This is a genomic window from Luteibacter anthropi, assembly GCF_011759365.1.
Taxonomy (GTDB): Bacteria; Pseudomonadota; Gammaproteobacteria; order Xanthomonadales; family Rhodanobacteraceae; genus Luteibacter; species Luteibacter anthropi.
This window is the reverse complement of record NZ_JAARLZ010000005.1, coordinates 45,088-59,477: the sequence shown is the minus strand read 5'-3', so window position 1 is coordinate 59,477 and position 14,390 is coordinate 45,088. Positions and strand designations below refer to the sequence as shown.

Here is a 14,390-nt window from a genome sequence, read left to right as displayed (position 1 = left end):
GCGGTGCGGAGGGTTTTCGTCAGAGTGTCACCTACACACGAGCCGATGTAGCGCGGCGGTGTTTGCTGGTGAATCGGGGCGCTGGGTTCCTGCTTTCGCAGGAACGACGGGCTGCAAGCTTACGATTCCCTGCCTACCCCTCGCGTCGTCCCTGCGAACGCAGGGACCCAGTGCGGTGCAATCGGTTTTCGCCAGAGGGTTACCTACGTACGAGCCGATGTGGCGTGGCGGTGTTTGCTGGAGAACCGGGGCGCTGGGTTTCTGCTTTCGCAGGAACGACGTTATAGGAGGTCGCGTAGCTGCTCTGCCAGGCGCAGGCTCAGTGCGATCAGGGTGAAGGTGGGGAAGGCCCAGCCGCCGGTGGGAAATACCGAACTGCCGGCGACATGCAGGTTGGCCATGCCGTGCACCTTGCCGTCGGGGTCAACGACGCCCTGGTCCGGCGAAGCCGACATACGCGTGCTGCCGATGTGGTGCGCGGTGCCATGCACTTCGGGAGGAATGGTTTCATCCTTCACCCACGCTGCCGCCTCGAAATGGCCGCCACACGCATCGGCAAGGCGCTGGCCGGTCAACGCGGTGACGGTGCGCCATGTATGCCGGTCCAGATCAGTCAGCCGCCAGTCGACGCGTACCTTGCGCAGGCCAAGGGCATCGCGTGATTGGTCCAGGACCACACGGCTGTCACGATTCGGCGCCTGTTCGAAGAAGCCCACCAGGTCGACGCGTTCGCTGCGCACCGTGGGGCGGTCACCTATTTTCTGCGCCACCGCGCGAATCACGTCACCGATATGGAGGCCAAGGCGTATAGCACTGATAGCCAACCCCTGCGGCAAAGCGACCGCGCCTGCCGGACCATTCTGCATGGCAGCGCATAACCTCGCTTCCAGCAGCGCACCCTCGTCGCGCGTCGGCGGTCGTAACGCGGCGCGTACGTCGCGCAGGGCGCGGATGCCGCGTGGAACGTCGCCTTCGACAGCAAAGGGATGCACGCGACCGTTGAGGACACGATGGCGGCGCTGAGCCGACATCGCCACACCGATCTCACTGGCAAGCGGGGCGCGCACCTTGCCTATGGTGCGTTCGTATGGCCGGGTAAGGCGATCGGGCGTGGCCGATTGCACGGTGCCGAGAGTGCCGCTGGGGTGATCCATGAAATAGCGGCCCACCATGTCGCGATCGTTGCCGAGACCCTTTGGCGCTACTTCGTCCGACAGAAGCAGGATGCGCGCGTTCTCGATGCCACCCGCCGCCAGCACATAGTGCCGGGCATGGACCCGGCCGCGGCGCCCCTCGGGCGTGCCGATGCGCAGGCCGGTCACGACGGTGGCCGATTCGTTGGATTCCAGAGCCAGTGCGTTGGCGTGGAGCAGCACGGTGATATTCGGCGCGTTGCGCATTTCCTCGCGATAGGCCTCGCCAAACGTAATCGGGCTGCGCGCGAAGACATAGTTCGCCATGGCTTCGGGGTCGAGGTCCAGTGGCGCGCGCGGTGTCGGGCCGTCGAAGGCGCCGGGTCCGAAGCCATGCGTGGCATCGATACGGCAGAAGTCGCGTGCCTTCTCATACCATGGCGCAAGATCGTCGTAGCGCAGGGGCCAGCCGCTGTCGGGCACCCATTCGCGAGGCTCCATGTCGCTGTCCGCCAGCGGAATGCAGCCTCCGCCCCAGAGCGTGCAACTGCCACCGAACACGCGCATGCGCGACGTCCCGGCATCGAAAGGCGCGGGTCCAGACGAGGTTCCGTCATAAAGCGACTGGCTGCGCTCCTCGCCTGACAGGCCGCCGCCTTCGATCAGACACACCCGCAGGTGGCTTCCTGCGAAGGCCCGGGCAATGGCGATGCCGGCGGGGCCGGCGCCGACGATGCACAGGTCGGCATGGTGGTCGGACGGCGTTTCGCCGTCCAGATAGTCCAGGATCACGTACGCGTCTCCTTGAAACGTGCGTCGTCGCGGAAAGGGTCAGGCGGCGTAGTACTCGCGATACCAGTCGACGAAACGCTTCACTCCTTCGCGTACGTCGACCTTCGGGGCATAGCCCGTGTCATTCCGGAGCGCCGTCACGTTGGCCTCGGTGTCGGGGACGTCACCGGCCTGCAAGGGCAACATTTCCAGACGGGCCTTGCGATCCAGGCATTCTTCGAGCACGTTGATGTAGTGCAGCAAATCCACCGGCGTTTCGTTGCCAATGTTGTAGAGCCGGAAGGGGCCCACGCCGCTCGAACCCGGGTCGGGCCGGTCGCCCAGCCAGTCGGCATTGCGCGTGGGCACGCGGTCGAGGGTGCGCAGCACGCCTTCCACGATGTCGTCCACGTAGGTAAAGCTGCGCTTGTGCTGGCCGTGGTTGAACACGGGTATGGCTTCACCGGCGAGAATCGCCTTCGTAAACAGAAACAAGGCCATGTCGGGCCGGCCCCATGGGCCATAGACGGTGAAGAAGCGCAGGCCGGTGCAGGGCAGGCCGTACAGATGCGCGTAGCTGTGCGCCATCTGTTCGTTGGCTTTCTTCGATGCGGCGTAGAGCGTCAGCGGATGTTCCGTGGGCTGGGCCTCCGAGAACGGCATGGCGGTATCGGCGCCATAGACCGAACTGGTGGAAGCGAATACCAGGTGCTCCACGTTGTGGTGGCGGCAACCTTCCAGCACATGCAGGAAGCCGGTGACATTGCTGGCGATATATACGTGCGGGTTTTTTGCCGCATAGCGAACACCGGCCTGCGCGGCAAGGTTCACCACCCGTTGCGGGCGGTGCCGGGAGAAGACGTCCTCGACGGCCGCCCGATCCGCCAGGTCGGCGTGGATATGGGTATAGCCCGGATGCGCCGCGAACCGCGCAAGACGGGCCTTCTTCAGTCCCACGTCGTAGTAGTCCGAAAGACAGTCGATGCCCACCACCTCGTCGCCGCGCTCAAGCAGTCGCATCGCGACATGCGATCCGATGAAGCCTGCGGTACCGGTTACCAGCACTTTCATGGCGCGATCGTCTCAGAGCCGGCCGTCCACCGCATGACGCGGCAGGACGTACTTCACGTCGTAAAGCAGGCAGGCCGGCTTGCCGAAGGCGCGGATGCCCTCGGCCCCCAGCGCCACGAACTGCCGGTGTCCCACCGCCACGATCACCGCGTCGTAGCTACCCACCCCGGGTGATTCGACCGGTTCGATACCGTATTCGTGAACGGCTTCAGCCGCGTGAACCCAGGGGTCGTGCACGTCCACCGACACCCCGTAACCTTCCAGCGCGCCAATGATGTCCACGACGCGGGTATTGCGCAGGTCAGGGCAGTTTTCCTTGAATGCGAGGCCCAGCACGAGCACACGGGCGGACACCGGGTTGATGCCCTTGCGCACCATGAGGCGCACGACCTCGCTGGCCACATAGGAACCCATGCCGTCGTTCGTGCGACGGCCCGCCAGGATCACGTCCGGGTGGTGGCCTACCTGTTGCGCCTTGTGGGTGAGGTAATAGGGATCGACGCTGATGCAGTGGCCGCCGACGAGGCCGGGCCGGAAGGGCAGGAAATTCCACTTCGTACCGGCGGCCTCCAGCACTTCGAGCGTGTCGATGCCCAGCCGGTTGAACAGGATGGCCAGGTCGTTGACCAGGGCGATGTTGAGATCGCGCTGGGTGTTCTCGATGACCTTGGCCGCTTCGGCCACCTTGATCGAGCTGGCCCGGTGCGTGCCTGCGACGATGATCGAGCGATACAGGCGGTCGATGAAGTCGGCCGCTTCAGGCGTGGAGCCGGAGGTGACCTTGAGAATGCCGGTCACGCGATGCTCGCGATCGCCCGGGTTGATACGCTCGGGGCTGTAGCCGGCGAAGAAGTCGCGGTTGAACACCAGCCCTGATTCGCGTTCGAGGATAGGGACGCAGACTTCCTCGGTGCAGCCGGGATATACGGTGGATTCGTATACGACGATGTCGCCGGCTTTCAGTACCCGGCCGATGGCCTGGCTGGCCCGGATCAATGGCTGAAGATCGGGGCGCTTGGCGTCGTCGATGGGCGTGGGCACGGTGACGATATAGACGTCACAGGTCGCCAGATCATCCGATCCTGAGGAAAAGCGCAGCTTTGAAGAGGTGGCCAGTTCATCGGCTTCCACCTCGAGCGTGCTGTCATGCCCACCGCGCAGTTCGTCGATGCGGGCATTATTGATGTCGAAACCGAGGGTTGCGTAGCGCTTGCCGAATTCCACGGCCAGCGGAAGGCCGACATAGCCAAGGCCGACGATACCGATACGCGCGGTTTCCAGCGCACGGGGATATTCGGCAACATAAGGTTGCGATCCGGCGGGCGGCGCGTGTGCCGCTACGCCGCTTTCGGTCCGGCGGCTTGCTGTGTCCATGCGCGGGTCCTGCCCCTTGGGTTGGCTTTTGTCGGGCCTCTTCGGCTCGGATAAAGCGTATCAACGCACCCTGCCCGTGCCTGTAGCGCTTATGGCGCTGGCCGAATGGCCGATACCCGGGCGCCACCAAAAGATAGAGGTATGGACGGCCCAACGTAGAATTGACGTTTACAACGCTGCGGTGCCGCGATAAGGTTCACGGGCCTGCCAGTGAGGGCCGGGTCCTCGATGTTCAACCTGTTATGCGATATTCCCATGCCCACGCGATCTGCCATCGGCTCCCTGCGCGTGGCTTTGCTCGACGACCATGCGCTCGTGCGCAAGGGGCTCGAAGCGGAGCTTGCCAAGGCACCGGAAATCGTACTTGTCGGCAGCTATGGCAGCAGCGTGGCCTTTCGCAACATGCTGAAGTCCATGCCCGTGGATGTGGCACTCATCGATTATTCGCTCGGTCATGGCGACATGGACGGCCTGGCGCTGGTCAAGCAACTGGTCGCGGCTTATCCATCGCTCAAGATCCTCATCGTTTCCGCGTACGACGATGGCGTCATGGTCGGCAACCTCATCAATGCCGGTGCGAGCGGTTTTGTTGCCAAGAGCCGCGAGCCTGAAGAAATCATCCGGGGCATCAAGGAAGTCCACAAGGGTGAGCAGTACCTCGCCTATACGCAGACCGTAAGCAAGAAACTGCCGGCCATCGCCTTGCTCTCGCCCAAGGAGTATGAAGTGGCCCGGTACATCGCCGAAGGCAAGCTGATCAAGGAAATCGCCGAAATGCTCAACAAGAGCGTCAAGACGGTCAGCTCGCAGAAGACCTCGGTGCAGAGCAAGCTCGGTGTCAAGAACGACGTTGAACTGCTCAGGGCACTCATTCCCCACTTCGAGAGCATCGGGCGGTCGTGATGGCCTTTGTCGCCAGGATGGCGTTGTTGATGATGGTCTGCGTGGCATGTGCCGCCGCCACGACGGCACCTCCTGACGAAGCGGCCGTGAAACGCTGGGCTGCTGCCCATCCGGCAGTGGAGGTGGTGCTGGACGACCAGCTTGGTGGGGAGGTGGCGGGGGGCGAAGCCAACCCGCTGGTCACCGAATATCTCAAGCTGGCCTCGCGCAACACCGGCGTGAAGTTCGAGACCTTCAAGGTCAAATCCTGGGTAGAGGCGGTCAAGGCGTTTCGTGACGGGCGCGCCGATGTGCTGCCATCGCTGTCGGATCGCCTGCTCACGGCCGATGCAGGCCCTGGCGTCATCCTGTCCACGCCGTTCTACGTGGGTCGCACGCTGATCATTTCGCGTACGGTCGGCCCCGAAAAGCTCGATTTATACGCATTGAAAGGGCGAACCGTGGCGTTCCGCAAAGGTGGTGCCTATGAGGAATGGCTTCGCCGCGAACATCCGGAGATACAACGCGTGCCGCTGGACGATATCGTCCAGGTGCTGGCAGCGGTGGAGAGCGGCATCGCCTATGCGGCGGTAGGTGTGGATGTTTCCTACTATCCGATCATCCGGCGAGACTATCCGCTCACCCTGCATGTGGCCGGCGACGTACCGGAAATGCCGATCACGGTGCGGGTGGCCGTACGCGCCGACCAGCCCGAGTTGCTGGCCCTGGTGCAAGGGGCGCTGGAAGGCATCGGAGACGGCGAAAACAAGCGGATCGTCGAACGCTGGCTGCAGACGGTATACCTGCGCGCGCCGACGCTCGCGCAGATCATCGCCATCTACCGTACGCAGCTTCTCATCGGCGCGGGCCTGCTGCTTTTTTCGTTGTACTGGATGCGTCGTGCCCAGCTGATATCGAAACGCAGCGAAAAGCAGAAGACCATGCTGCTGGCGGTGGTGAGCCACGAAGTACGCAATGCGGTGAATGCCGTCACCTCATCCATCGACCTGCTCGGGCGCACCTCGCTCGACGGCCCCCAGCGCGACCTCATGGCCATTGCCGCGTCGAGCAGCCGCAATCTCCAGGACATGCTGCGCAATGCACTGGATTTTGCCCGCAACGAATCCGCCGGTTTCACACCTGACCTCGACGCGTGCGACGCCTATGCGGTGGCCCGGGAGGTGCTGCATTCGCATCATGTCGCGCTGGAAGGCAAAGGCGTCAAAACCCGGTTGCAACTGCCTCTTGGCCCGCTGCCCTGGCTGCTGCTGGACAGCGCACGCTTGCGCCAGGTGCTGGACAACCTCGTAGGAAATGCCGTCAAGTTCACCACGAAGGGTCACGTGGGTGTTTCCCTCTGGCAGGACGACGGTGGCACCGCGTCGGACCACGTCCGAAGGCTCTATGTCGAGGTATCCGATAGCGGCGAAGGCATTCCCGATGCGATGCAGCGCACGGTGTTCAAGGCCTTCGGACAGGCTCACGGCGCCCGCTCGCGGCGTCTGGGTGGTGCGGGCCTGGGGCTTGCGGTCTGCCGGGATATCGTCAGCCAGCTCGGCGGTACGCTGGAACTGACCAGTGCGGTTGGCGTGGGGACCACCGTTCGCCTCATTCTGCCGACCAGCCTCGTGCCGGCGGAAGACGGCGAGGAAGATGCATGGCACGGTGACGATGAGGCGGCCGGCGAGGGCATGGTGCTGCTGGTCGAGGATCACCCGGCCAACCGACAGGTGCTGGCCGCCCAGCTTCGCCACCTGGGCTATGAAGTGGCCACTGCCGGCGACGGTCGGGAAGCAATCGACCGGTTCGGCATGGGCGATATCGAGGCCGTGCTACTCGATTGCGAGCTGCCCGACATGCCCGGCTACGACGTAGCGCGTGAACTGCGCGCCATCGAAGGGCGTGACCACACCGGGCCGGTGAAGCTCGTGGCCATTTCCGCGAATACCGGCGAGGAACACGTGCGACGTTGCGAGGCGGCGGGCATCGATGTCGTGCTGGGCAAACCGCTGGACCTTCCGGCCTTGCGCAGGGCACTCTCGGACCCCTTCGATATCGGGCAGGCCCGGGAGACGTTCCGGGTGGAATCACGCGCTGATCTGCAACATATCCGGAGGGCCCTCGATCAAGGCGAGCGGGCCGATGCCTCCCGTGCGGCGCATCGCATGCGCGGTGGCGCGCTGATCTGCGGGGTAACCGATGTAGCCGAGGCATTGGACGAACTGGAGGCGCTGTTGCGCTCGCCCAAGGCCGATGTCGACGCACTGCATGCTCTGCTGGAACGGATCGAAACGATGCTGTAACCGCGACCTTCGGCCGGGCGGACTGGCCCTCCGGCCTATGGGCGCCGGCGCACGAACCGGCGCATGATTCGTTCACCGTCGCATGGGAGTCGCCATGAACGCCCAGGTCGCCACGCCCGTCTGGCAGGGCACGTCCAGCCGCATTCCCTTCGTGAGGGCATGGCAGGAAGCCCGCTATGCGCGTCGCTTTTTCGCGCATACGGCACTCACCCATCATATCTATCGCGGCGTATTCGCCAGCTTCGACGAAGCGCAGGCGAGTATTCCGCCGTCGCGTACCAGCGGCTACGACAACGACGGTTCGGCGGATCTCTACCGCGAGCGCACGCGGCGGGTCTTCATCAACGATTATCCGATGATCCACTGGTTGGGTCGTTTCTTTGGCGAAGGCGCCTCCACGGTGTTCGACATAGGCGGCCATATCGGCATCGCCTACTACGCTTACCGCAAGTATCTCGATTATCCGCAGGCGCTTCGCTGGACCGTGCTCGACGTACCCGCCGTGAATGCGGCGGGACGTCGCTGGGCCGATGAGCACGATGCGTTTCGTCGCCTGGCGTTCGCCGATGACATGAGCGAAGCGTCCGGCTGTGACATCCTGTTCGCCGCCGGTTCGCTGCAATATCTCCGGATCACCCTGGCCGGGGCATTGGAGGCTTTACCGCGCAAGCCGCGCTTCCTGCTGCTCAATTCCGTGCCGGTCCACATGCGCGAGTCGTATTTCACGGTGCAGAACATCGGCGTAGCCTGCTGCCCGTACCGGGTGACCGCCGAGCGGGAATTCCTCGGCGGCCTGGCAGCACTGGGCTATCGCCTGCTGGACCGCTGGGAGAATCCCCAGCGGCACTGCACGGTGCCGTTTCATCCGGAGCTGTCGCTGGATCGCTACTTCGGATTTGCCTTCCGGCTGGGCGACTGAGTTTCTTCCCGGCGTCGCTCCATCCAGTCGTACAGCACTGGCAACAGCACCAGGGTGAGCAGGGTGGAGGTGATCAGGCCACCTACCACCACGGTCGCCAGCGGTCGCTGGGTTTCGGCGCCCACGCCCGAGGAAAGCAGCATGGGTACGAGGCCGAGGATCGCCACGCTGGCTGTCATGAGCACGGGGCGAAGGCGTAACGATGTGCCCCTCAGCACGGCGTCGCGTACTCCCAGCCCGGCCTGCCGCTGCTCGTTGAGGAAACTCACCAGCACGATGCCATTGAGCATCGCCACGCCGAACACCGCAATGAATCCGATGGCCGACGGCACCGAAAGATACTGGCCGGTGAGAAACAGGCCAACGATGCCACCGATGACGGCAAAAGGTACGTTGGCAAGGATCAGGCCGGCGTAGCGCACCGAATTGAACGCGGTATACAACAGCACGAAGATGAAGAAGATCGTCGCCGGCACGATCAGCGACAGGCGCTTCAGCGCGCGCTGCTGGTTCTCGAAAGCACCACCCCATTCGGTGTAGTAGCCCGTGGGCAGCGCGACAGCTTTCGCGATGCGCTCGTTGGCCTCCTGCACGAAGCCGTCGATGTCGCGGCCACGCACATCCATCTGGATCACGGCGTAGCGTTGCAGCGATTCGCGGCGGATGAACGAATAGCCTTCTGCCTCGCTGACCTTCGCTACCTGGTCGAGCTGGACCAGCGCACCCGTGGGGGTGCGGATCGGGATGCGGCGTATCGCGGTGAGCGAGGCCTTGTTCGCATCGTCCAGGCGCACGGTCATGTCGAAGCGACGGATACCATCCAGCAGGGTGCTGACGGCCTCGCCACCGATACCGTTGCGAACCACCGCAAGCACATCGTCGGCATTCAGGCCGTAGCGTGCCAGGGCGTCGCGATCCACTTCGATACGCAGCTGTGGCTTGCCGATATTGGCCTCCAGCGCCAGGTCGGCCACACCGGGTACCTGGCTGAGGATGTCCTTGATGCGGCTGCTCTGGCGGTCCAGTTCGCCCAGGTCGTCGCCGTAGATTTTCAGCGCGAGCGTGGCACGAACGCCGGAGATCAGTTCCTCGATGCGCATCTGGATAGGCTGGGTGTAGCTGACCACGGCGGTGGGCAGCGCATCGGACAGTTCCTTCTGCATGTCAGCCTCGATGGATTCCAGCGTTTGCCCGCTACGCCAGCCGGACTTCGGTTTCAGCGGGGTGTAGACCTCCATGTAGTTCACATCCGCCGTTTCCCCCTTTTCGGCGCGGCCGATCATGGCGAGCGTGGTATCCACCTCGGGAAACTTCGCCTTGATCCGCTCGGCGACCTGCCGCGACAGGTCGATGGATTCCTCCAGCGAAGCCGAGGGGATCGACGTGATTCGCCACATGATCGCGCCTTCGCGCAGGTTGGGCATGAATTCCTTGCCCAGGAAGGGAAACAGCGCGAGCGAACCCAGCAATGCGACGCCCGCCACGGCGATCACGGTGCGACGATGCGACAACGACCAGCCCAGCAGCCTGCCATAGCCGCGCTTGAGCCACGCGACCAGGCGGGTGTCCTTTTCTTCCTTGGGCTTCAGCACCAGCGCGGCAAGCACGGGGATCAGGGTGAGCGACAGAATGAGGGAGCCGGCCATGGCGAAGCTGATGTTGAAGGCCATGGGCTTGAACATCTTGCCTTCCAGACCCTGCAGGCTGAACAGGGGAAGGAACACCACGATGATGATCAGGATGGCGAAGGCGATGGGGTTGGCCACCTCGCGCGCGGCTTCCAGCACGGCGGCCGTACGGTTCACGTCTTCGCCGTGGGCCTTGCGTTCGGCCATGATGCGGAACGCGTTTTCCACCATGACCACCGCGCCGTCCACCATCATGCCGATGCCGATCGCGAGCCCCGCCAGGGACATCAGGTTGGCCGAGAGGCCGGCCTGGTCCATGCAGATGAAGGCGATGAGCATCGCCAGCGGCAGGGTCACCACCACGACGAGCGCGCTGCGTAATTCACCGAGAAACAGGAACAGCACCACGGCCACGAGGATCGAGCCTTCGATCAGGGCCCGTACGGCCGTGCCCACGGCGGCGTTGACCAGTTCGGTGCGTTCGTAGACCGGCTTGACCTCGACGCCCTTCGGCAGCGACTGCTTGACCGTGGCGAGCTTCGCCTTTACGGCCTCCACCACGCTGCGCGCGTTCTCGCCGATGCGGGCCAGAGCCTGGCCCATCACCACTTCCTTGCCATCGCGGGTGACCGCGCCGGTGCGCGGCGCGCCCGCCTCGATGACGCTGGCGACATCGCGGACATAGATCGGGGTGCCGTCTTCGGTCTTGAGGACGATGCCGCCGATGTCCTGCGCGTTGCGCACGAGGCCGATGCCACGAACCAGGTATTGCTCGCGCCCCACGTCGATGAAGTTGCCGCCGACCTGGGCGTTGTTGCTCTCCAGCGCCTGCATGACATCCTTGAACGACAGGTCGTGGGCGATGAGTTTCATCGGATCGACCTTCACCTGGTACTGCTTCTCCTGGCCGCCCCAGGAGGTGACGTCGTCGACCCCGGGTGCAGTGCGAAGGATCAGCCGCACCGTCCAGTCCTGCAACGTGCGCAGGTCCATGTCGGAGGGCGCATTCTTCAGCTTCTCGTCGGCGCGCTCCACGGTGTACCAGAACACCTGGCCGAGGCCGGAAGTGTTCGGCCCCATCTCGGGCTTGCCATAGCCTGCCGGGAGCCGGTCGCCGACTTGTTGCAGGCGTTCGTTCACCAGCTGGCGGGCGAAATAGATATCCATGTCGTCGGCGAAATACACTGATACATACGACAGGCCGAACAGGCTGACGGAGCGGATCTGTTCGACCTTGGGCAGGCCGGCCAGGGCCGATTCGACCGGCGTGGTCAGCAATTGCTCCACGTCCTCGGCGGCGAGGCCGCGGGCTTCGGTATAGACGTTGACCTGTACGGGCGTGACGTCGGGAAAGGCATCGATGGGCAGGCGGCGTACGGCCTGGAAGCCGAGGAAACCGATCACCATGAAGACGATCAGCACCAGCACCTTGTACTTGAGGGATAGGGCGACGAGGCGTTCCAGCATCACTCTTCTCCCAGCTGCGAGCGCAGGATGCGCGCCTTGAGCGCAAAGGCGCCCTTGCGCACATAGACAGCACCGGACGCGAGGCCCTGGCGGATGGCTGTCCAACCGTCGCGTGTTTCACCGGTTTCTACGGGCGCTGCTTCGAAGGGTCCGTCCTTGGTACGACGCACGAAAACGGTGGGCTGGTTCTGCAACAGCACCACGGCGTCGGCCGGCACGGCGAGCTGGCGGCTTTGCGTATCGATGGCGATGCGGGTCTCGACCAGTTCGCCGGGGTGCAGCAGGTCCTTGCGGTTGTCCACGCGGATACGAACCGGCACGGTACGGGTTTTCTCGTCGGTCTGGTGGGAGCGCTGGATCACCTTGCCGGGCAGGGCGTTGCCATGTGCGAGCACCGTGACGGCGCTGCCTTCCTTCACTTCCTCGGCAGCGGCCGGCGCAAGCCGGGCTTCCACCCACACGGAGTCCTCGGTGACCACGGTAAACAGGGTTTGCCCCGGCTCCACGCGCTGGCCCACGAGGAAGTCATCGGTAGTGATACGCCCGGCGCTGGGTGCCAACAGCTCGAAGCTGCCATCGGCGGCAGACGAACCGCGTTTGACGACGCGTGCGACCTGTCCGTCGGAGAGACCATAGGCGCGCAGCTTTGCCCGTGCCTGATCGCGTGCGACCAGCGCTTCGTTGTAGCGGCGCGCAGAGACGGCCTGCTCGCCAAGGGCGGATACACGGCTCCAGTCCTGGCTGGCAACGATGAGTTGCCCCTGCATTTCGGCCACATCGACACTGGACAGTTCCACCAGCGGAGCACCGGCGGTAACGACATCGCCCAGCTTTGCTTTGCGGGCAACCACCTGGGCGGCGACACGTGGCGAGACGAGCACGGTGGAATACGCATCTACCTTCACTTCGCCGGGCGCACCGATCTGGTCGGTGACCGAGCGTTCGGCGAGGGTATCGAGGACGATGCCGGCATCGCGGATGGCCGCGGCGTCAAGGCGAAGGGGATTGGCCGGCGCGGCCTCTTCCGCATGCAGCGGCAGAAAGGCGACAGCGAGAGCGAGGCCGAGCAGGTGACGGCGCAGGGGAGATTTCATCGGGAAGCATCCTGTGAGGGACCATCGATCCAGTCCGTGAGGCGGCCGGCCGTGGCGAGGTAGTCGAACCAGGCCTGCCAGGCCTGGCTTTCGAGCGCGAGCCCGGCCAGGGCGGTATCGAGGCTTTGCTTGAGTTGTACGAGATAGTCGGAGGTGCCGATCTCGCCAGATTGCCAGAGCCGTTCGAGCGTGTTCGCCCGTTCTTCGAAGGCATTGGCGCGGCCACGCCGGAAGGCTTCGCTGGCCGCGCGCAGCGCTTCGTACGTGGCGGCGTTCTGGTGCAGGGACGCGTCCACGCGCAGGCGTTCGGCCCGGCGGGTTGCATAGGCGGCATCGGCATTTGCACGGGCGGCATCGATATCCGCCCGCCCGGTATTCAGCACGGGCAGGGGAATCGATACGCTGACGCCGATGACGCGATCCGTGCGTGCGCCGCTGCGCACCTGTCCACCCGTGAGGCTGAAGGTTGGGTCGGGCAGTCGCGCGCGCTGGGCTACGGTGACGCCGGCCTCCGCGCGCTCCTGCTCCGCGCGCGCCTGGATCAGTTCAGGGCGTTCGTCGGCGGCCAGCGGCTGTATGGTGTCCGCGCGCGGCGGCAGGTCCTGGGGCAGGCCGGGCAGGTCGCGTTCGTTTTCGCCGAACGAAGCCAGCGCGGCAAACGCCGAGGCACGCTGGCCCGCCAGGGCGGCCTGTTGCACCTGTGCTTCGCCGAGCGCGAGCCCGGCCAGGTCACGTTCGGGACTGCTGATGTCGCCCACGCTGAGCCGTCTGGCGGCCAGTTCATCGAAGCGGCGCATGAGCTCCACCCGCTTGCGACCGAGGTCTTCCTGCGCAGTGGACAGGATCGCCATGGACCATGCCTTGAGCCATCCGGCGGCGATGTCACGGCGCTGGAGCGTGTACGCCGCTTCGCGGGCGCGTACTTCGGCGTCACTCTCCGCCATGCGGGCGCGACGCTTGCCGGTGACATCCACCGCAAGGCTTGCACCGACCGTGCGGCGATCCACGTCGGCGTTCTCGCCGTCGAGGTTGAGGGTGGGGTTGTAGACCGGCTGGGCGGCAGCGCGCGCACGAGCACGTGCAGCCTCCAGTTCGGCCTGCGCGGCCTGTACCTGCGGGCTGCTGGCCCAGAGGTTGCGCACGGTATCGCGCAGGGGAAGGGGTGCGGCGGGCCCGGCCGTGGCGGTCGCGGCCAGGAACGCGCACACGGCGCCCAGCGCCGCGTTACGCAGCTGGAACATGAGGGGATTCTCCCGAAAGCGATCACAGGGCGACGCGACCGCTCGGGCGGCCGTCGTCGGTCAGCGTGGCGCGATCAGGCGATGGGAGGGCGTAGCGGGGATCGCTGGAAATGCGGCGACGGTGCGGCCGGAATCGCCGCAGGAGGCTGTGACGCAGGGATGGCCGCGACCACGGGCAGAATGGTCGCGGGCATGGCTACCGTATGCGCACAAGCGCAATGGCAGCCCTTGCCTTCGTTGAGCACGCAGTGGTCGCCATCGTTGTCAACGGATGCGCTGATACCGGGTGCATCGCCGATGAGCGTCGTGACGGGGCCCGGACCATCCAGGATGCAGAACGTGCTCATGCCCACCTTGAACAGCAGCACCGCCAGGGCGAGCAGCCACACGCCGCGATGGCGACGTAGGCGGTTCAGCAGGCGTGGCGAGGCGGCGGGCATGGGCGAATGCTAGGCAGGCAGGCGCCTGTTAGACAATCTCATCCGGCATATCCGATCGTGCAGGAGC

At 64.8% G+C, this 14,390-nt stretch carries 10 protein-coding genes; 3 read left to right on the top strand and 7 right to left on the bottom strand.

What is annotated here, in order from left to right:
- Positions 1-281: 281 nt before the first annotated feature.
- Genes HBF25_RS10320 through tviB form a run of 3 tightly spaced genes read right to left on the bottom strand, consistent with a single transcriptional unit; the run spans position 282 to position 4,256 of the window.
- On the bottom strand, positions 282-1,925 hold the full coding sequence (locus HBF25_RS10320) for a GMC oxidoreductase (RefSeq protein ID WP_166948073.1): 1,644 nt from the start codon (positions 1,923-1,925) through the stop codon (positions 282-284).
- 39 nt (positions 1,926-1,964) lie between these two features.
- Positions 1,965-2,975, bottom strand: a complete 1,011-nt coding sequence (locus HBF25_RS10315) for an NAD-dependent epimerase (protein WP_166948071.1) — start codon at positions 2,973-2,975, stop codon at positions 1,965-1,967.
- A gap of 12 nt (positions 2,976-2,987) precedes the next feature.
- Positions 2,988-4,256: a Vi polysaccharide biosynthesis UDP-N-acetylglucosamine C-6 dehydrogenase TviB gene (tviB, locus tag HBF25_RS10310; protein WP_243853188.1), complete on the bottom strand. Its 1,269-nt coding sequence runs from the start codon at positions 4,254-4,256 to the stop codon at positions 2,988-2,990.
- 348 nt (positions 4,257-4,604) lie between these two features.
- On the opposite strand from tviB, the gene HBF25_RS10305 reads away from it, so the two are divergent.
- The 3 genes from HBF25_RS10305 to HBF25_RS10295 all read left to right on the top strand — a co-directional run bounded on the left by HBF25_RS10305 (position 4,605) and on the right by HBF25_RS10295 (position 8,453).
- Positions 4,605-5,252 carry a response regulator transcription factor gene (locus HBF25_RS10305; protein WP_166948067.1) on the top strand — a complete coding sequence of 216 codons (648 nt, stop codon included), beginning with the start codon at positions 4,605-4,607 and terminating at the stop codon, positions 5,250-5,252.
- Positions 5,252-7,534, top strand: coding sequence for an ATP-binding protein (locus HBF25_RS10300; RefSeq protein ID WP_243853187.1), 2,283 nt, complete (start codon positions 5,252-5,254; stop codon positions 7,532-7,534). The genes HBF25_RS10305 and HBF25_RS10300 overlap by 1 nt, the downstream gene beginning before the upstream one ends.
- A gap of 94 nt (positions 7,535-7,628) precedes the next feature.
- Positions 7,629-8,453 carry a TIGR04325 family methyltransferase gene (locus tag HBF25_RS10295; RefSeq protein WP_166948063.1) on the top strand — a complete coding sequence of 275 codons (825 nt, stop codon included), beginning with the start codon at positions 7,629-7,631 and terminating at the stop codon, positions 8,451-8,453.
- On the opposite strand, the gene HBF25_RS10290 is transcribed toward HBF25_RS10295, so the two are convergent.
- The 4 genes from HBF25_RS10290 to HBF25_RS10275 all read right to left on the bottom strand — a co-directional run bounded on the left by HBF25_RS10290 (position 8,420) and on the right by HBF25_RS10275 (position 14,323).
- On the bottom strand, positions 8,420-11,548 hold the full coding sequence (locus HBF25_RS10290; RefSeq protein ID WP_166948061.1) for an efflux RND transporter permease subunit: 3,129 nt from the start codon (positions 11,546-11,548) through the stop codon (positions 8,420-8,422). The two genes, HBF25_RS10295 and HBF25_RS10290, sit on opposite strands and share 34 nt — an antisense overlap.
- Positions 11,548-12,642 (bottom strand): efflux RND transporter periplasmic adaptor subunit, encoded by a 1,095-nt coding sequence (locus tag HBF25_RS10285; RefSeq protein WP_166948059.1) that lies wholly within the window; start codon positions 12,640-12,642, stop codon positions 11,548-11,550. Before HBF25_RS10285 ends, HBF25_RS10290 begins: the two co-directional genes overlap by 1 nt.
- Complete coding sequence (locus HBF25_RS10280) at positions 12,639-13,883, bottom strand: TolC family protein (protein ID WP_166948057.1); 1,245 nt, start codon at positions 13,881-13,883, stop codon at positions 12,639-12,641. The genes HBF25_RS10285 and HBF25_RS10280 overlap by 4 nt, the downstream gene beginning before the upstream one ends.
- 74 nt (positions 13,884-13,957) lie before the next feature.
- Positions 13,958-14,323 carry a hypothetical protein gene (locus HBF25_RS10275; RefSeq protein ID WP_166948055.1) on the bottom strand — a complete coding sequence of 122 codons (366 nt, stop codon included), beginning with the start codon at positions 14,321-14,323 and terminating at the stop codon, positions 13,958-13,960.
- Positions 14,324-14,390 lie beyond the last annotated feature (67 nt).